The 17655-nt window shown below is 55.9% G+C and carries 22 protein-coding genes and 2 tRNA genes; 5 read left to right on the top strand and 19 right to left on the bottom strand.

The window, feature by feature from the left end; all coding sequences use genetic code 11:
• On the top strand, positions 1 to 947 hold a 947-nt coding region (locus tag ACR0MS_RS13720; protein ID WP_480578955.1), incomplete at its 5' end, for a 3'-5' exonuclease.
• A 229-nt stretch (positions 948 to 1176) separates the two neighbouring features.
• Here the strand turns inward: ACR0MS_RS13720 and ACR0MS_RS13715 are convergent.
• The 7 genes from ACR0MS_RS13715 to ACR0MS_RS13685 all read right to left on the bottom strand — a co-directional run bounded on the left by ACR0MS_RS13715 (position 1177) and on the right by ACR0MS_RS13685 (position 6187).
• On the bottom strand, positions 1177 to 2394 hold the full coding sequence (locus ACR0MS_RS13715) for a hypothetical protein (protein ID WP_480573780.1): 1218 nt from the start codon (positions 2392 to 2394) through the stop codon (positions 1177 to 1179).
• A 666-nt stretch (positions 2395 to 3060) separates the two neighbouring features.
• Positions 3061 to 3135: transfer RNA gene (locus tag ACR0MS_RS13710), tRNA-Phe, on the bottom strand.
• Between the two features lie 79 nt (positions 3136 to 3214).
• A complete protein-coding gene (locus ACR0MS_RS13705; protein ID WP_480573777.1) occupies positions 3215 to 3397 on the bottom strand; it encodes a DNA gyrase inhibitor YacG in 183 nt (60 codons plus the stop codon).
• On the bottom strand, positions 3394 to 4416 hold the full coding sequence (locus tag ACR0MS_RS13700; protein WP_480573774.1) for a ribonuclease E/G: 1023 nt from the start codon (positions 4414 to 4416) through the stop codon (positions 3394 to 3396). Before ACR0MS_RS13700 ends, ACR0MS_RS13705 begins: the two co-directional genes overlap by 4 nt.
• On the bottom strand, positions 4416 to 4991 hold the full coding sequence (locus ACR0MS_RS13695) for a Maf family protein (RefSeq protein WP_480573771.1): 576 nt from the start codon (positions 4989 to 4991) through the stop codon (positions 4416 to 4418). Before ACR0MS_RS13695 ends, ACR0MS_RS13700 begins: the two co-directional genes overlap by 1 nt.
• Before the next feature lie 11 nt (positions 4992 to 5002).
• On the bottom strand, positions 5003 to 5221 hold the full coding sequence (gene infA / locus ACR0MS_RS13690; RefSeq protein ID WP_005978431.1) for a translation initiation factor IF-1: 219 nt from the start codon (positions 5219 to 5221) through the stop codon (positions 5003 to 5005).
• A 90-nt stretch (positions 5222 to 5311) separates the two neighbouring features.
• Positions 5312 to 6187 (bottom strand): carbon-nitrogen hydrolase family protein, encoded by an 876-nt coding sequence (locus ACR0MS_RS13685; RefSeq protein WP_480573768.1) that lies wholly within the window; start codon positions 6185 to 6187, stop codon positions 5312 to 5314.
• A gap of 138 nt (positions 6188 to 6325) precedes the next feature.
• Between ACR0MS_RS13685 and ACR0MS_RS13680 the strand changes: the two genes are divergently transcribed.
• Positions 6326 to 6541, top strand: a complete 216-nt coding sequence (locus tag ACR0MS_RS13680) for a hypothetical protein (protein WP_480573765.1) — start codon at positions 6326 to 6328, stop codon at positions 6539 to 6541.
• A gap of 20 nt (positions 6542 to 6561) precedes the next feature.
• Here ACR0MS_RS13680 and ACR0MS_RS13675 read toward each other — a convergent pair whose 3' ends face one another.
• The 9 genes from ACR0MS_RS13675 to ACR0MS_RS13635 all read right to left on the bottom strand — a co-directional run bounded on the left by ACR0MS_RS13675 (position 6562) and on the right by ACR0MS_RS13635 (position 12452).
• Positions 6562 to 7161: a GNAT family N-acetyltransferase gene (locus ACR0MS_RS13675; protein WP_480573761.1), complete on the bottom strand. Its 600-nt coding sequence runs from the start codon at positions 7159 to 7161 to the stop codon at positions 6562 to 6564.
• Positions 7154 to 7552, bottom strand: coding sequence for a ketosteroid isomerase-related protein (locus ACR0MS_RS13670; protein WP_480573758.1), 399 nt, complete (start codon positions 7550 to 7552; stop codon positions 7154 to 7156). Before ACR0MS_RS13670 ends, ACR0MS_RS13675 begins: the two co-directional genes overlap by 8 nt.
• Before the next feature lie 2 nt (positions 7553 to 7554).
• The gene (locus ACR0MS_RS13665; protein WP_480573755.1) at positions 7555 to 8007 is read right to left on the bottom strand and encodes an arsenate-mycothiol transferase ArsC; all 453 of its coding nucleotides are present in this window, start codon (positions 8005 to 8007) and stop codon (positions 7555 to 7557) included.
• A gap of 3 nt (positions 8008 to 8010) precedes the next feature.
• Complete coding sequence (locus tag ACR0MS_RS13660) at positions 8011 to 8490, bottom strand: UPF0262 family protein (protein ID WP_170385513.1); 480 nt, start codon at positions 8488 to 8490, stop codon at positions 8011 to 8013.
• Between the two features lie 186 nt (positions 8491 to 8676).
• On the bottom strand, positions 8677 to 9978 hold the full coding sequence (hisD, locus tag ACR0MS_RS13655; RefSeq protein WP_480573752.1) for a histidinol dehydrogenase: 1302 nt from the start codon (positions 9976 to 9978) through the stop codon (positions 8677 to 8679).
• Positions 9979 to 9998: 20 nt separating this feature from the next.
• On the bottom strand, positions 9999 to 10487 hold the full coding sequence (locus tag ACR0MS_RS13650; protein WP_480573749.1) for a GNAT family N-acetyltransferase: 489 nt from the start codon (positions 10485 to 10487) through the stop codon (positions 9999 to 10001).
• 61 nt (positions 10488 to 10548) lie between these two features.
• Positions 10549 to 11025: a DUF2948 family protein gene (locus tag ACR0MS_RS13645; RefSeq protein WP_480573746.1), complete on the bottom strand. Its 477-nt coding sequence runs from the start codon at positions 11023 to 11025 to the stop codon at positions 10549 to 10551.
• A complete protein-coding gene (gene murA, locus ACR0MS_RS13640) occupies positions 11022 to 12290 on the bottom strand; it encodes a UDP-N-acetylglucosamine 1-carboxyvinyltransferase (protein ID WP_480573743.1) in 1269 nt (422 codons plus the stop codon). Before murA ends, ACR0MS_RS13645 begins: the two co-directional genes overlap by 4 nt.
• Before the next feature lie 6 nt (positions 12291 to 12296).
• Positions 12297 to 12452, bottom strand: coding sequence for a hypothetical protein (locus ACR0MS_RS13635; RefSeq protein ID WP_480573740.1), 156 nt, complete (start codon positions 12450 to 12452; stop codon positions 12297 to 12299).
• 83 nt (positions 12453 to 12535) lie between these two features.
• Here ACR0MS_RS13635 and ACR0MS_RS13630 point away from each other — a divergent pair.
• Positions 12536 to 12610: transfer RNA gene (locus ACR0MS_RS13630), tRNA-Thr, on the top strand.
• A 145-nt stretch (positions 12611 to 12755) separates the two neighbouring features.
• Here ACR0MS_RS13630 and ACR0MS_RS13625 read toward each other — a convergent pair.
• Positions 12756 to 12998, bottom strand: coding sequence for a hypothetical protein (locus ACR0MS_RS13625; protein WP_480573737.1), 243 nt, complete (start codon positions 12996 to 12998; stop codon positions 12756 to 12758).
• Between the two features lie 669 nt (positions 12999 to 13667).
• Positions 13668 to 14135, bottom strand: a complete 468-nt coding sequence (locus ACR0MS_RS13620) for a cupin domain-containing protein (protein ID WP_480573734.1) — start codon at positions 14133 to 14135, stop codon at positions 13668 to 13670.
• An 86-nt stretch (positions 14136 to 14221) separates the two neighbouring features.
• Here ACR0MS_RS13620 and ACR0MS_RS13615 point away from each other — a divergent pair, with 86 nt between their 5' ends.
• Both ACR0MS_RS13615 and ACR0MS_RS13610 read left to right on the top strand, forming a co-directional pair.
• Positions 14222 to 14800 carry a TetR/AcrR family transcriptional regulator gene (locus ACR0MS_RS13615; protein WP_480573731.1) on the top strand — a complete coding sequence of 193 codons (579 nt, stop codon included), beginning with the start codon at positions 14222 to 14224 and terminating at the stop codon, positions 14798 to 14800.
• A gap of 183 nt (positions 14801 to 14983) precedes the next feature.
• Complete coding sequence (locus ACR0MS_RS13610; RefSeq protein ID WP_480573728.1) at positions 14984 to 16651, top strand: pentapeptide repeat-containing protein; 1668 nt, start codon at positions 14984 to 14986, stop codon at positions 16649 to 16651.
• Between the two features lie 104 nt (positions 16652 to 16755).
• Here ACR0MS_RS13610 and ACR0MS_RS13605 read toward each other — a convergent pair whose 3' ends face one another.
• Positions 16756 to 17277 carry a hypothetical protein gene (locus tag ACR0MS_RS13605; protein ID WP_480573725.1) on the bottom strand — a complete coding sequence of 174 codons (522 nt, stop codon included), beginning with the start codon at positions 17275 to 17277 and terminating at the stop codon, positions 16756 to 16758.
• Positions 17278 to 17655 lie beyond the last annotated feature (378 nt).

Raw genomic sequence — 17655 nt, 5'->3', positions numbered from 1 at the left:
CAACCTGCCGTAACTTCAAGACAATCTCTTCGGGCTTCGGTCTCTTGTCTGCCATTCTTAGTCCTCCGTTTCCTGAACATAACGGTGGACCCGTTCAGTTGGGGAGGCTCAAGGCGACCGAGTTGTTGTTGTCTGAAGCACCAAATCTCCCCTACGTCGCCGTAGTTGTGGATGAAGCGCAGGACATGGGTGAGCAGGCTTTCAAGCTGATTAGAGCCATTGTCCCGGAAAAATCGACCGGCGATAAAAACACGATCTTTATCGTTGGAGATGCGCATCAACGAATTTATGCACGTCGTGCGAGCATGTCTGCTTGCGGTATAAACATTCGCGGCCGCTCACGCCGACTGCGACTGAATTACCGTACAACGCAGGAAATACGAGCCTGGGCCGTATCAATCCTGGAAGGGGTGAGTGTCGATGACCTAGATGAAGGAACGGATACACTGAACGGATACGTAAGTCTGTTGAAAGGGCCAAACCCTGAGCTTGCGTCCCATCCATCAGAAATTGAAGAACTGAAAGGTCTGGCCGATTGGGTAGGTAAGGTGATTTCTTCTGGCACTGCTCCTGAAGAGATTGGAATCCTTTGCAACCGGAGAAAGGACATTGCGCGTGTAGAGGATGCTCTTCACCGGATTGAAGTTCAAACAGTTGAACTGAAGGCTGGAGAAGCTGACAGCCGCGACAAACCCGGGGTGAGAATCACTACAATGCACCGCGCCAAGGGTCTGGAGTTTTTTGCCGTGGCAATTCCGTTCATGTCGAAGTCTGCTTTTCCACCGAAAATAGCTGTAGAGTCTGCTGTTGATGCTGCGGACTTGAATGACATCGTTGATCAGCACCGCTCGCTTTTGCACGTGGCAGCCACTCGAGCCAAAAAGGAACTTCGTGTCTCCTGGTCAGGGGACGTGACCGACTTGGCAGTAATCGGCGATAACGAATAGATTGGCTTCTTGCAAATTGTTGGTTGAACTCATTCGACTCTAGTTGAAATTGAGGAACATCCGCGATTGCAATTTATGGGACAACTTTTTCCTCACCAGACTATGTAGAAATCCAATTTTGCCGCCCGCTTTCAAGATCATCGGGCGGCAAGAAGTGGCGTACAAAAAGAAATAGAGGGATTTGCGTTGCGACTCCTAGCACTAGGTATCCGACCGTACGCGTAGCTATCTAAGAACTATGCACGTGGACAACTGTAGGCTTGTCGGGATCTGATCTGCCTTTCCAGTGAGGTCGTCGAAAAACCATTTTGCCGTTTCTCGCCAAGAACAGATGACCACGTACCAAATGCCTGACAGGTCCCCTTCGACGTCCAGTAGAAACTTTTTTAGTTGGCCCCCCAGAGTATAGCTTTTCAACGGTTTCGTCAGAGATCTTTAATTTAACTACGTTGATTACCCGGGGTTCGCTGTCTTTTTGTTTGGTTGGTCTTCGTCTGGTTCTTTGTTTTACAACGCCAGCAAAGACAGGCTTCTCTTGCCGAACGACGGCATCTCCATCGTTTGCTAACAAAATGGCCAACATCGCTGCGATGTTCGAAATCTCTCCACTTAGATCCTCAGGGTCGTTATGGTATAGATCCTCTGCTGCGAACGGATTGCTCTTCGTTAGTTCGTTTAGGTAACTTCTTCCTGTCTCGCTAAGTGAGATTTCTTCCATCATGGCAGTGTTGTAGACCCAAGTTGCAAAACTTAGTTTCTTTTTGTGACGAACCCTTAGAAAATCTCGGTCTGTTGGCCCAAACAAGTCCTTGAAATTATTGCGAAGGTCTTGATGACCGTCATTGTACCGCTGCCAGAGTTCCTCGGGCGTAATGAACGAAGGTTTGTTCCTGACATCGATCACACCGTCGTAGCAATTGAGACCCAAGCGCCAGAACTCAAACAATGCCCTTTCCTCCAGCTTAGTTCTGCTCACCGCGTATGAGGCATCCATTGTTTCCTTGGCAAATGCACGAGCCCGCCGAGACTCCTCGTGCGAGACCGATAGATTCCAGCATACCGAGTACTTTGCCAGACCGGGCGCGAGAACCTTGACCTGAATCCCCACCCGGTTCGCGATTGCTTCTCCGGGAAGCACATCTTGAGGAATGTGTTCGCGCAGAGGATTTAGTAGAAGGTTCCTTTCACGGCCGCCAGCTTCTAGAAAAACCGTCTTTGGTGCGTCGAAAACCGAAAGCAGTACTCCGCGGAGGCCCTCGGGGTCTCTAATCCTGAGATCTGAGGCCATGGACAGAGCGGAACCTTCAAAAAAGTAGGATTCTGCATTCTCCGTGACATCCCTCGCGAACCGCAGGACGTGACGCAGATGGCTTGGAGGAAGCACCTCCCTATCCGCCTTTGACATGCGAGTGATACAGCCAAGGCTCTCTGTCAAATAGTTTGTCATTAAACGACCGCTCCAGCTTGAAGTCCGGACAAACCAGCAGACTTAAATTGCGAAAGCCCGTTCAGCCCAAACGACTTGATTACCAGTCCAGCAAAGCCCTTCCGCACGGTCGACCTTGAAGCCTGAGAGCTTCTTTGAGCCCAGATGTGAACCCTCGCACACGAGTGTTGTAGTTTTTCAGTTACCATTGGTGTGCTTCCCATAACGTTTCGAAGTTACGTTATGATTTCCAAAAACCGAGAGATTTTCAACGCTGAAAGTTCACATATCATATTGATTTTATTAATTAAAGAATAGATGCGCTTTCTCCAAGGATAGCCAAGAATAGTGACAAGAATAGAAGCTGAGAACCAAGGATAGTGGCGTTGCGCTTTTGCAACATGTTGGTGATCTATCCTTTGCTGACCAAGCGACAACCCCATTCGCAGCAGCGCTTCTGTTCAGCTTGAAGGCCTTTGAACAGTCTACATGTAAGCCCATGTCAACGAGCAATTCACATTGCACGAATGTACATTTTGCACACATGAACTCATGAAGAAGCGATTAAGCTTTTTGAAAAACATCTTAAGTTGGGGTCAAATGGTACAGATATGGTACGCAGACCAATTCCGGTAATAGAAAGCAGCAGCAATCATCAAAATTATTAAATTATTTCAATGCTTTAAATGGTGCCCGGGGGCGGAATCGAACCACCGACACGAGGATTTTCAATCCACTGCTCTACCCCTGAGCTACCCGGGCACGGGAACGGCGACCGCCGTTGGGTGGAGGCGTTCTATGACTTGCCACTGGCAGTGTCCAGAGCCTTTTTCACATTTTTTCAATGTGGACGTTGCTGCGCTTTATCTTCTGACAACATGTCCGTTTCAACATCCTCTTCGCGCTGGGAGGGAACGGAATATGACCCATTCAGCCACTTGGCCAAGTCGATGTCGGCGCAGCGCTTTGAACAGAAGGGACGAAACTTGGTGACCGTGTCCTCTCCGCAGATGGGACAGCTCATTTCAACACCTCCGACAGGGGGATTCGGGCGCGTTTGCGCTGCAGTTCGAAATGTCCAAGAGGTGTCCAGCCTGCCATTGTCGTCTCGATCGGATCGGCCTTGAAAGCAGCACGCAGGGCCGATTCAAATCCGCGGCGATCTTTCTTGGGCATCGGGGCCAGATCCAAAGTGATTTGCCCGCCCAGACCGCGGACACGCAGCGCGCGGGCCAAACCCTTGGCACAGGCGAAGTTGGCCTTGGTTCCTGCTGCCAACGACGTGTCGGCCCCTGTATTCACATCTACGGCGACCAAGGCGCGGGTTGGCTGGATATAGAGATGACCGCCCCCCGGCAACAGCTCGGAAATCCCGCGGGCAACATCCAGAGCGTCAAGAACTCCGTGCGCATCGAATCCGCCAGCCTGCGTCACAACCTCGGCCGGATCCGTCCAGTCGCGCCATGCAAGAACATGCGGGCTATCGCCTTCCAACAGAAGCTCGGGCTCGGTCCCCGGATCATTCATAACCTGATCCGCATCTGCCAACATCGCGTTGATGTCCTCGGCGATTTCACCCGCATCTTCCCCGGCGCAGCACGACCGCAGAATCAACCCGTAGGAACTGCCATCCATACACTCATGAGCGATTTCCAGAAGGCGGTCCCGCTCATCCTCGTCCCGAATAGACCGCGAGATGTTCAGCCCCGGAGCGTCGGGCGTCACGATCGCATAGCGGCTTTTGAACAGCACCCGGTCCGTGACCGGCAATGCCTTGCCTGGCTCGGCATAGCCGGTTGCCTGAACCAGCATCAGCGCGCCGGGTGACAAGCCTTTGACCTGACGCAAAAAAGCAGGTCCGTTCGGCGTTGTCAGGAACATGCCGCCCTGTCCCTTGACCGGACGATCCGCACGGGCGCGATAGATTGTTCCGGGCGCAGGCGCGTCCCCTGCGATCAGGAAATCGTCAAGTTTGCCGTCGACCATCAACGCCGCGGCTTCGCGGCTGTCGATGTGGTCCAATACGATGGTGCGGCCTTTCATTATGCCTCACGATATAGGGGGTAGCCGATGCCTTGCAGCAATGCGGCGGTTTCAGACAGGGGCAAGCCGACGATACCTGTGAAGGAACCGGAAATCCAAGGAATGAAAGAGCCTGCAGGACCTTGGATCGCGTAAGCACCCGCCTTGCCCTGCCAATCGCCGGTCGCCAGATATGCGTTGATCTCAACATCGGACAGGCGCTTAACCTTGACCTGCGAGACCACATCGCGTTGCAGCACACGCTCGCCTCGCCGAACCGCGACCGAGGTGATCACCCGATGCCGACGCCCGGACAGAGCGTGCAGAAACTCGGCCGCCTGGCCTGCGTTTTCGGGTTTGCCCAGAATGCGGCGGCCCAGCGCCACGGTGGTATCCGCGCATAAAGTGATATCGTCACTATCCGCCTGCACCGCCTGCACTTTTTCGCGCGTGATCCGGCTGCAATAGGGAACCGGCAACTCCCCTTTCAACGGGGTTTCGTCGATGTCAGGGGGGCGGATCGCATCGGGCTGCACGCCAAGCTGGGCCAGCAGGTCCAGCCGCCTTGGGCTGCCCGATCCTAAGATAAACGCCATTGGGTTGGGCGTTACTTGAAGCGGTAGTTGATCCGACCCTTGGTCAGATCATAGGGGGTCATCTCGACCTGAACCTTGTCGCCAGCCAGAACACGGATGCGGTTCTTGCGCATCTTGCCTGCCGTATGTGCGATGATCTCATGGCCGTTTTCCAGCTCGACCCGAAACGTCGCATTAGGCAGGAGTTCCTTCACGACACCGGGAAATTCGAGCGTATCTTCCTTGGCCATGTTGTCTCCACATTTACGTTGCACTCGCAGAATCTACGAGGATGTGCGCTTAAATGAGCCTATTTTGGGCTTATTTCAAGGCCGGAATCGCTAAAGACGGGATAATGTGACGGATTCGACTCGGGTGGTCTGCTCGTCCCAATGGCTGCGGTTCAGCACATGACCGTCTGCACGCACCGTCGCGATGGCGCCAAGGTCGATTTCCGCGAAGGTCCAGCCGGGTTGATTTAGCGTGCCTTCCGCCAGTACGCCCGTTGCGGGGAACCCTTTGTCAGGTGGACCGAAAATACCGCCGGTGCCGGTGTTCATATCCACAGCCTCGGACCAGTCATTGCTTCCCACCAAGGAGGCCATCACCGTAACGCATTGATTTTCCAGGGCTCTGGACATCGCGCCGATCCGCACACGCCAATAGCCCGACAATGCTTCGGTGCAGGACGGCACAAGGATCAGGTCCGCGTCGCTTAGCGCGCGGCCCAGCAAAGGGAACTCGCTGTCATAACAGATCAGCACTCCGATCTTGCCCAGCGCAGTGTCGAACAGTTTCAGCGGGCCGCCCGGGGCGATGTCCCACTGTTCGCGCTCGAACCGGGTCATGATCTGTTTGTCCTGATGATCCTGCCCACCATCCGGCGCATAAAGCTCGGCCCGGTTCACCGGACGATCCGACCCGTCCACAACCGGGGCCGACGCCCCCAGAATATAAGCCTTGTGCTCTCGGGCCAGTCTTTGATGCAGGGTGCGCACCTCTTCCATCCGGTCGGATACGGCGTGGATCGACCGCTCCAAATCGCCTGCAACCTCAGCCCCATCCAGCGTCGACAATTCCATCGCGCCATATTCGGGAAAGACCAGCAACTCGGCCCCCTGCCCGGTGGCCTCCGAGACCCAGCGATCCAGCTTGTCTTCGTACTGCGCCCAACTGTCGAGCCAGTCGAGATTATATGCAGCGGTTGCGACTTTCATTTGGGGGATCCTTTGGTTCTGGATTGATGCAACACTAAGTCAGGCGCGTGCCATCTGTATACACCCCGCCGTGATCCGACAGGAAAGTGAATTGGCACAAAGGCCCTGACTTGGTTCAATAGGGACAGGAGGATCACCATGCAAAACCCCGAAAGCTTCGAAAAGTTCTATTTCGCCAAGGTTGGTATGGGCGAGGCCTGCGGCTGCGCCGAGCGTGTCATTGACGTATTCGAGTTCAATCGAAAAGGCGGGTCACAAACGAATACCGAAGTTCGACTGGAAAAGCCCAAACGCCGGTCGCTTCGTGGATGGGCGGTGAAATACGGCCTTCTCAGCCGCAGACAGGCTCGTTGAAGTCGGACTACTTGGCCGCGCTACGCGCCTAAATCCCTGATCCAAAATTGCAGCGGCTTCAGTGTCTCAGCGTCTTGCCCGATGTCTTTCCACGAAAACTGCGCGATCGCTCCGGGTAAGGGTTCATACCCACGCGCGCGCCAGAACGCGTCCAGTGGCCGGTAATGATTGGGCCGCATCGGATGATCCGCCGGGCGCTGCACCCCGCAGAAGGCGCATTTCTTGAAACCCAGCGCACGGGCATGCGCCTCGCGCAGATCGAAGAATTTATGGCCGACACCCTGCCCCCGGTAATCCGACAGCAAAACGGATTCCGCACAGTAGAAGATTTGCGACAGGTCCAGCCCGGTGCCCTCAAAGGCAGTCGCGAAATCGTCGGAATGGTCGGTCAGAGGGGCACCGGTAGATGCGCCGATCAGTCGATCGTCATCAAAGGCACCTACCACGATGGCCTTGTCGCTATCACGATAAGATTGCAGGTACTTCCGTTCGTAATCCAGATCACCATCATACAGATACGGCCAAGCGTGAAACACCTTGATCCGCAACCGGGCGACATCGTCCAGAGCGGCCTCAAGCGCCGCTCCGGTCAAGGGGCGGACGGCTGTAACCTCAACCATTCGAGACCTGTTTGGTCCAGTCAGCGAGGTTGTAGAAGGTCGTAACGCGGGTAATTTTCCCGTCTTTTAGATCAAAGAACGACCCCGCAGGCAGGCGGTAGGTTTGGCCATTCGCTTCGGGCAACCCTTCGTCGGTTTCCAGATAGGTGCCATTCACAGTGAATTCGGCCGCCGCGCGGGTGCCGCCTGCGGCGTCGAACACCACGATATCGGTCAGGTTTTCACGGTAGCAGCGGTTCATATGGGCGCAGAAGGCCGCGAACTTTTCTTTGCCAACCCGAATTTGGCCTTCGTTCACATGGTGGGCTACGTCGTCGGACAGGCAAGCCAGCATGCCCTCCACATCACTTGCGTTGAAGGCATCGAAATAGGTTTTGACGGTCTCGTTCATAATCACTCCGTAGGCTCGCCCCAGCGGTCTTTCAGATGCTTGATGATCTGATCGCGGGTCTGTCGGTAGTGATGTAGCTTTTCTTCCCGGTTCTCGCCCAGTCCAGTAGGGTCCATTATTGGCCAATAATCGACATCCAGGTGAAAAATCCGGGTTAACTCCAGTGCCCGGCGCTGGCTGGCGGGCGAAAGCGCCACGATCAGATCGAACGAGCTGAGGTCATCGCCCCATTCCTGCATCTCATCGAACGAGCGTGAACGATGGCGGGACAGTTCGACACCGATTTCCTGGCACACTGCGATGCAGAACCCGTCGATTTCCAGGTCATTATGAACACCGGCGGACTGAACATATGTGCCGGTGCCATAGAACTTTTTCATGATGCCTTCGGCCATCGGTGACCGAACCGAATTATGGTCGCAACAGAACAGGATGGACTGCGGCAGAGGCGTCACCCGTCACCCCCCGAAATGCAGCACGCAGATCAGCGTGAACAAGCGGCGGGCCGTATCCGTATCAACTTCGGCTTTACCCTCCAGCCGTTCCTGCAGAACCCGGCTGCCCTCGTTATGGATGCCGCGCCGGGCCATGTCGATGGTTTCGATCTGACTGGGAGGCAGGGACTTCACCGCGTCGAAATAACTTTCGCAAATCTGGAAGTAGTCTTTGACCACCTGCTTGAACGGCCCCAGCGAAAGATGGAACTCGGCTGCTTTCTCCTCGGCCTCCGTTGCGATGTCGAACACCAGCCGTTTGTCACGGATTGAAAGCTGCACATGGTATGGGCCATCCGGCACCGCCCTGTCCTCGCGCTTGGGCAGAACAAACGAGTTGTCTTCCAGCAGATCATAGATCGCAACCTTGCGCTCCTGCTCGATCTCGGGGGTCGGCGGGGGCAGATTGCGGTCATCCAGTTCGATATGCGAAATGCGGGTCATGTGCGTGCAGTCCGTTCAGGTCGGATCAGGCTTATCGCAACAGAAATAATTGGACAACGCGGGAATGGATCAAATCGGCTGCTCCGCAGGGTCAATTTCGCGCTTTTGCGGCAAAGGGTCGGCGAACATGCAGGGATGCCATCGGTTCTGACGCGCATCGGGCCCAAATTGCAGGCCGCCAAACCATCAGTCATTCAGGCGTTTCAGCCGCGCTGTTACTGACAGACCATGCGCCTCAAGGCTCTCTGACTGGGCCAGTTGCTCGGCCGCAGGGCCAATTGCGCGCAATGCCTCGGGTGTCATTTGACTAAGGGTGGTCCGTTTGAGGAAATCCATCACGCTGAGGCCCGAGGAAAAACGAGCCGACCGCGCCGTCGGCAGCACATGGTTGGGGCCGCCAACGTAATCTCCGATTGCTTCGGGGGTATATTGCCCAAGAAAGATAGCACCTGCATGGACCGTTCTTTCACTGAGCGCCACCGGATCGGACACGCACAGCTCCAGATGCTCAGGCGCGATTCGATTGGACAACACCGCGGCCTCGTCCAGATCGCGCACTGTAATGATCGCTCCGGAATCGCGCCAACTGGCCCCGGCAATCGCGCGTCGCTGCAAAGTTTCAAGGCGTTTCTCTACCGCCTTCGCCACGTCCTGCCCAAACGCGGCATCGTCCGTGATCAGGATCGACTGCGCGCTCTCGTCATGTTCGGCCTGGCTCAGCAAGTCCAGCGCGATCCAATCGGGGTCGTTATCCTTGTCGGCAATCACCAGAATCTCGGAAGGCCCCGCGATCATGTCGATGCCGACCTTGCCAAAGACCCGGCGCTTTGCGGCGGCGACAAAGGCGTTCCCCGGTCCGGTAATCTTGTCGACTGGTGCAATCGTGTCCGTGCCATAGGCCAATGCCGCGATCGCCTGCGCCCCGCCGATGCGGTAAATCTCGTCCACACCCGACAGCTGCGCCGCGAGCAAAACCAGCGGATTCACCTGACCGTCCGGTGTTGGCACCGTAATCGCCAGCCGCTCAACCCCTGCCACTTTTGCCGTTATCGCGTTCATCAACACGGAAGACGGGTACGAGGCCAAACCGCCCGGCACATACAATCCAGCCGCTGAAACAGCCGACCAGCGCCAACCCAAGGTCGCGCCGGATTCGTCAACCCATTGATGGTCGGACGGCAACTGCTTTTCGTGATATGCCCGAATTCGGTTCGCGGCCAGTTCCAAGGCGGCGCGATCGTCAGGCGTGACCTGCGCCACGGCTTCGGAAATTTCTGTCGGGGAAAACGCCAATGTGTCAGGCGTCAGGTCAAGTCGATCAAATTTTGCCGTCAGTTCTATGACCGCCGCATCGCCACGAGTGCGCACGTCTTCAATTATCTGCGCCACAACAGCGTCAACGTCGGGGCTGTCCTCGCGTTTGGCGGACAACAGCGCCTTAAACGCTGTCTCGAATTCGCGCGAGGTCGTATCTAGAAAGACGGGCATATTGTGCACTCCGGGACGTTTCACCGGGACATATCGCCCGGATGGGCTGGCCTCAACCCTTCAGCGGCCGGGTGCAGCGATTTGCGCATCGGATAATGCGGCATACCCAGCCGGTTCGTCGGTTCACCCACATCCAGCCACCCATAGCGGCGATAGAATGCGTGTGCGGTTGCCGTGGCCTCAAGATGCGCAGTTGTGCATCCCTGCCCGGCCAGTTGATGCTCCAATCGGATCAGCAATGCCAACCCGACCCCGCGCCGCACATAAGCAGGATCGACGTAAAGTAGCGAGAGTTCCGCCTCTTGGCGCACCCCACCGACACCAGCGACGACGCCATCCACCTCGGCCAGCCAGAGGATCGCCCCCGACTGTACCCATCGCCTTATGGTCTGAGGGTCCTTGTTGCCCGTCCACGCCGCCAGCAGAGAAGCGTCATTGTTGTGGTCACCCGCGCAAAGATAGGTGATCGACCGGATCAAAACCCGACTGATCTGAAACACGTCAAACACGGTCGCGCGACGTAACTCCAGACCCGTAGATGGCCCAGAGAACGCCTGCGCTATGCCGCGTTTATTCCGGATGGTGCGGGGCCTGCCCGGACGGAGCCTGATATGGACGGGTGACGTCCTTCAAGGTGGCGTCCAGCGCCTCGACCGTCAGGCGAATTGCGCCATCTCCGGCCAAGGTTAGCAAGACCTGACCTGAACCGTCCTCCGCGGCCTCGAAATCGACCGACAACAGGGACATGACCATGTCCTTGTCGCTGCGGTCGATACCCTGGCTGGCAACCGAAAGAACCGAGTCAAAAACCAGCACTGACTGCACCCGCTCGAATGGCCGGTCACGAAGGGCAGCAGCCTCCTTGTCTTCCCACCGAAAACGATTGAGCAGCAGACCGAAACGACGCTGCGACGGGCGCCACGTCATCTCGGTGATCGGAAACACCGCGTCCTGAGTGAGCGTCGAGATCACCTGTAGGTCGTCAGGGTCCTGCGCGCCCAGATTCAGAGGAGCCTCGCGACCGTCGTGGAAACTTGCATCAGTCATTGGTTCTTGATCCGTTCAATCTTGGCACCCACGCCTTCCAGCTTGCGCACCACATGTTCATACCCGCGATCCAGATGATAGACCCGGCTGACCGTCGTTTCACCTTCTGCCGCCAACCCTGCCAGTATCAAAGAGACTGACGCACGCAGATCCGTCGCCATGACAGGCGCGCCTTTCAAACGCTCGACCCCTGTCACGGTGGCCGTGCCGCCATGCACTTCGATATCGGCCCCCATACGCACCAGCTCGGGCGCGTGCATGAACCGGTTCTCAAAAATGCGTTCCTCAAGAACAGACGTTCCCTCGGCCGTACACATCAACGCCATCATCTGCGCCTGCAAGTCTGTCGGGAAACCGGGGAAGGGTTCCGTGACCACATCAACGGCGCTGACCCGTCCGTTCCGACGCGCGACTTTCAAACCCTTTTCGGTTTCGGTGACATTCACTCCGGCGGCATCCAGTTTCGCCGCAAAGCTCTCGACCAGAGACATGCGGCCGCCCAGCAGTTCGACCTCACCCCCGCAAATGGCCGGAGCCAGCATATAGGTGCCCAGTTCAATCCGGTCTGTCACAACCTGATGGGTCGCGCCATGCAGCCGGTCGACGCCCTGTATCTCGATGGTCGACGTCCCCTCACCGGCGATCTGCGCGCCCATCTTGCGCAGGCATTCCACAAGATCGACGATCTCTGGCTCGCGCGCGGCGTTTTTCAGAACCGTGGTGCCCTTGGCCAATGTCGCAGCCATCACGATGTTCTCGGTCGCGCCAACAGAGGCAAACCGCATCTCATGCACCGCACCTTTCAGCCCGCCGGGGGCCTTGGCATGCAGATACCCGTCTTTCAGCTCAATCTCTGCGCCCAGCGCCTCAAGCCCCTCGACATGCAAATCCATTGGTCGCGCGCCGATCGCACAACCGCCGGGCAGCGAGACCACGGCCTCGCCAAACCGCGCCAGCAGCGGACCCAACACCAGATTCGAAGCGCGCATCTTGCGCACGATCTCGTAATCCGCGGTGTGGCTGGTCAGGTCATGGCTGGACATCGCTTGCACCTGCCCGTCCTGCAGCGACGACACCTCGGCCCCCAGCGATTGCAGCAGGGCGGTCATGGTCTTGATGTCGCTCAGCCGTGGCGCATTGGTCAGCGTCAGCGGTTCATCGCTTAACAGCGTGGCCGGCATCAGTGTCAGGCACGCGTTCTTGGCCCCCGCAATCGGTATCTGACCGTTCAGCGGCCCGTTGCCCGTCACCAGAATCGAATCCATCTGCTCTTATCCCTCGTCCTTGCCGGCCCTGTCCCCGGATGCTGCGCGCGCCTTGGCCTGCGCCTTGCGCCGCGCCATATTCGCCTTGAGCGCGGCCTTCAGCCGATCCTCGCGCGCGTCTCCGGGTTTACCGTGTTTTTTTGGTGTATTTCTATCTGCCATAATCTTTCTCTACAGGAGGCGAAAAAAACCGTCCAGACACCCTTGCGCACCGTTTCGTTTGAGTCTAATCACCCGCCCACAGCGCTGCTGTAGCTCAGAGGTAGAGCACTCCCTTGGTAAGGGAGAGGTCGAGAGTTCAATTCTCTCCAGCAGCACCATCAAGCCCCCGAAACCTAATATACTAAAATCCAGTCGAACACTGGTTAGACCAACTATATTCTGCGGTGTCAGACGTCGGTGGATGAAACACGGTTGTTGGATGGGCTTTGCGACCTTTTGAATGCGGCTTTGGCTGCAATCGGGCTATTCGGAAAAATGTGCTTCGAAATGCAGGACCAGATGCTTTGGTTTTTGGCTGTTACCCTGTTCTTTCACGTCGTCGCGCGCCTCGCGCATCAAGCGCAGGACAGTCTCAAGGTCATCGCTTTCTGATTTCATCAATCCATAGGCATGCAGGATTTTCCCCGCAGGCTCATGTTCTCCGGCCATCGCCAGTTCCGTGGCGCATTGCCAAGATCGGTTCTTGACCATGTCGGAATATCTCATCGGCGTTCGGTTCCTTACTTCGTCGTTCCGGGCCTCCATCCGCTACTGGCACATCGCCGCCAGTTACGACCTACACTGGTGTACGGGTTTCCCTTTCGGATCTGACTGTTCTGGCTGCGAGACAGCATCATATTCAACAGATACAACATATCCGCTGTACAGTCTGCACAAACCCCGTTCTGGACTTTCTGGGGCATCCAATCGGCCTCCAACCATATTGGGACATCTGCGCAACCTTTGCATTCAACATGTCCAAGGTTGGTTCCTCAATCAGTCTTTCGATATTCGCCATACGTCTATCTCCATTCCAATCACCAAAATGATGTGGACGGAGGCAGTTCGTGCAGCATGTTTCAAAGCGCCAATGACATGCGCATTACGGCCAAATGAGGATCTGGTTGGGATTGTGGTTGCAGTCGGGGGGGCATCACAGCCTCCGTGAGTGCATGGTATTTTGGCTATGCGCCGCACCCCCTGATCCCGCCGCACTCCCCTCGGTTGATCAGGCAACCATACGAAACAGCAGGACTGCTGCACATATGGCAAGCACCCTGCGGGTCGGCATATGAAACCCTGCCAGAAACATTTGGCGATACGCCAAAGACCTATGCGAATAAGGGGTGCGACAAGGCAAATCGCCGCTGCCTTGTCAGGTGTAGTTGAGAAAGATCAGGCGTCTGCTGGGGCCAGAATCGTCATACCGGCCTTGGTTGCGACAGCCAAGATTGCGGGTATGTCAGGGGGTGCGTCCATTGCAGGAATCTCGGTCGTCCCGTCGGGCATGGCTTCTCCGGCCTCGGTAAAAAACGTGTCATGCATTGCGCCCGGGGAATTCACGCAAATCAATCGACCGGGACGCGCGCTGGTACAGGTAAAGGCGTGAACCGCACCATCCGGCACTTTTACAAAATCACCCCCTGAGACCTTGATGGTTTCGCCGTCCACAAAGAACTCGAACTCTCCGTCCAGCACAAAAAAACTTTCGTCTTCTCCGGCGTGATGATTGGGCGGTGCGCCCGCACCCGGAGCGGTCTTGATCTCGACCATCGTATAGCGATCCCCGGTCTCTGCGGGAAAGGCGTGAAAGGTCAGAAGATTACCAAGAAGGTGATAGATACGTGGACGAGATTCAGTCATCGGGCGACTCCCTTTACTTTAATCTACATACCATTATGATACACATATCTACTTATGAGACAAGTGTATCATAAAAGGGTCGGAACTTGGCAACGCGGACAAATCAAAAAAACCGAACACGCGAGGCACTTTTATCATCCGCACGTGCGCTCATGTCCGAAGGCACCGAAGTGACCCTGGCGAAAGTGGCCGAACACGCGCAGATCAGCCGCGCCACGGTATACAGGTATTTCTCGGACCCCGGCGTGCTGGCTCTGGACGCCACGCTGGACATGGAGGTTATGCCGACCTCGCACTTGCTTGAGGGGATTTCAGACGTGCGGCAGCGTGTTCACGCGGTGGCGCGCTATTACCTTGAATTTTCGCGCACACATGAGGCGTATTTTCGTCAGTTTTTGTCAGAATCCTTCAAAGCATCGCTTCAGGAAGGAAACGTAAAGATGCGAGGTGCCAGACGCGTTGCCGCTTTTGCAGAGGCTCTTGCCCCGGTACGGTCTGCTTTCAGTTCCGCAGAGTTCGAAGATCTTGCAAACCGACTTTCCATGACAACCGGCATGGAGCAGTTCATCATACTCGAAGACATTTTGCGCGTGGACCAGCCGACGGGTGCCCGGCTTCAAGAGGGGTTGGTCGACGCCCTGCTGGACAGATATCTACCGACTTAGCAGAATAAAAAGGAACAAAAACGGCCCGAACCGGCGCACCGGCATACACCAAGTTTGCCACCGCGGGCCGAAGTTTGTCCCAGCGTGTTTTCCGCGAAATTTTCGGAGTTCCGGAAAATGTGGCATAACTCACCCAAGCACGTGTCTCAGTAAACTGTTGTTTCCGAAGGACGAGAGTGACGGATGGGTATTAAACTGCAACGCCAAGCAACCAATTCGGCCAAATGCGCGAATTGCGGCGAGCTTACGGATATTACGTCCAGCACCTGCTCATCCTGCGGCGCTCCGCTAGGCGCGAATTGGTCAGGGTTTCAGGGCCGAACGTTGTGGGATGTCCTGAACCTTTTGATCGTGCCTTTTGTTCTGGCGGTGGGTGGGTTCTGGCTGAACGATCTTTCGGTCAAACGTCAGAACGAAATTCAGCAGCAGGAAACGCTCCGGCAGCGCGAAAGGGACGAAAGCCGATTGCAGACCAACGCGGTGCAGGCGTATTTCGACGCCATCGGCGAACTTCAGTTGGAACAGTCCTTGGGAAAGGTCTGGGTCAGACCCGCAGTATTGGCGATCGCAAGAACCAAGACGCAGACTATCATGCGGGAAATCAACCGCGAACGGCAGGGTCTGGTTGTTCAGTTTCTAAAAGATGCCAACCTCATTGTTCACCGGCAACCGGCAACTGTAACGCCGTTTTACCAAAGCAATGACTGTACGCCGCAGCTGTCTACGAAGGCAGACAGCCGTGCGTTTCTTTCCTTGGAAGACACCAAACTGATCGGGGTGTCGCTTGCCAACGCGGACCTGCAAGCCGTCGAACTGGCCGACGTGGACATGCGGGAAGCCGACCTACGCAATGCCAACTTGTCCTCGGCCATTTTGGTCAACTCGGATCTGCGAGGGGCCAACCTCAGCTCTGCGAATCTGATCGGGGCAGAAATGACGGGCACCTATCTGGTGAATACTCAATTGCGCGGCGCAGGGCTGACGGGCGCTATCCTGAGATGCGCGTTTCTGAGGAGGGCAAATCTGGAAGCCGCAGACTTGCGCCGGGCGAATTTCCGGGGCGCCACCATGGAGGGCGCCAACTTTTGGGCCGCAGACATACGAAATGCGGACTTGTCAGAAACGTTTTTGCGCAACGCAGACTTCAAGGACGCATTTCTGGATGGTGCCGACTTCAACTGGGCTGACCTGCAAGGGGCATTGCTGGACGATTCTTACCTTATCGGGGCTTCGTTTCTGGGTACCGACCTCAGTGGCGCGGATCTGACCAATGCCAGTTTCATCGAGGAAACCCACGACCCGGAGCTGGGCCAAAAAGACGAAACCCTGGCAAAGAACTTCGAGGTCGCGCAGGAAATGCTGCGGAACGCAATCCTGTGTGACACGATCATGCCTGACGGTTCAATTGAAAACCGTGACTGCAATCCAGCGGCAGGTGCAGAGTTGGCGGCCCCGGAGACAATGAAACCAATCGAAGACGTTGAGCGGATCGTCGGCACGTATTTTGTAGAAGGATATTTCGACGGCTACTTCGACAACGCAACGAACACATATATTGAAGAGCAATGCTGCTACAACGGTGTCCTTTCGATCCAGGCCGAGGACGACCTGAAAAACTATGTGCGCCTGCACTGGACGATCATTTCCGACGATGAAAACCAACAACGGGCCGAAGGTGTCGGCCAAGTCACCGACACCGGAGAGCTGTACTTCATCTTTTCCTTGGGTGCCTTCAAAGGCGACGGCCTGACATCCGCGATCGAGACCGACATGTTGTCAGCCAGGTTCCGCTTTTTGTTCAATGGCGGGTTTGGCGGCGAAACCTGGGGGCTGTTGGAAGCGCGTGAGTAAATTACCGTTTACTCACCCCTGCCCGGCGCATTTGCAGCGGTAGATGCCCGAGTTTCAGCGAGGGGATTGGCGTCTGTAAGCCGTGTCTAAGGCTGCAGACACCGTCAGTTCAAACGCTCGGACGCTGCCAATGCACCCGCCAGGGCATTTTCGATCTCGCCCGGGAAATCGCGACCATTTTCGTGCAAACCTGCCGCGACCCAGCCAACAGTGTGACCTCTGGCACCAATATCATTGGCCCGCACCAATGTCGGCGATGTGCGCTCCGTACGAACAAGCGCCATCGATTCCTCGATTTCGCTATCTGTCAGGACCATGCTGACTGCGCTGTAGATATCCATGGATACCTGCAACGTCTGATGCTCCAGCCGATGTACGGATTCCGAAAGCATACGCGTGCAAAAAGCCGAGAGAAAATACCACCGAAATATAGAGAATACGCGTTTTTGAAACTCACCCGTCAAACCCGCACCAAATGAGGTAGCGCGCGTGATCTGCTCAAAGGCCGCCTCTGCCGCTGAGGATGCCTGACAGATTTGGTGTTCGCGCATTTTTATTGGAACCCCGCACGAAATCGAACCAACTGCGGTGTCTTGTGTTTCAAAATTCATTTTGTCCTCCGGCACTAACCCTTGATGAGGACATGGGAAATTCAAAGATCATTCTAATGTTTTTTTCTGCCTTATTTCTCTGTAATCCTTCGAATTCTGGCAATAACAAAAATGACACAATTGGGCGTTTAACGCAAACATCTCCGCTCCTGGGTTGCATTTATCTTGATGCGGCCCGCCCCAAGCATGAGCCAAACCGTGCAACAAAATCAGACTTTCCTGCGCAAAATGCCCTCAAAACGGACATGATCTGGTACAAGTTATGCCTATTTTTCAGCCTAAAACGGTTCAATCCCGCGGATTTGTTTACCAGTAAGACTTTAACGAGGGGGTACGAGCGGGACTAAGGGGGTGAGCGCCTGCCCAGCCCGACTCGCCCAAGGGCAGAGCAGC

It is taken from the genome of Ruegeria sp. CJ2 (assembly GCF_056536745.1).
Note: the sequence above shows the minus strand (reverse complement) of the source record. Positions and strands in the feature narration are given on the sequence as shown.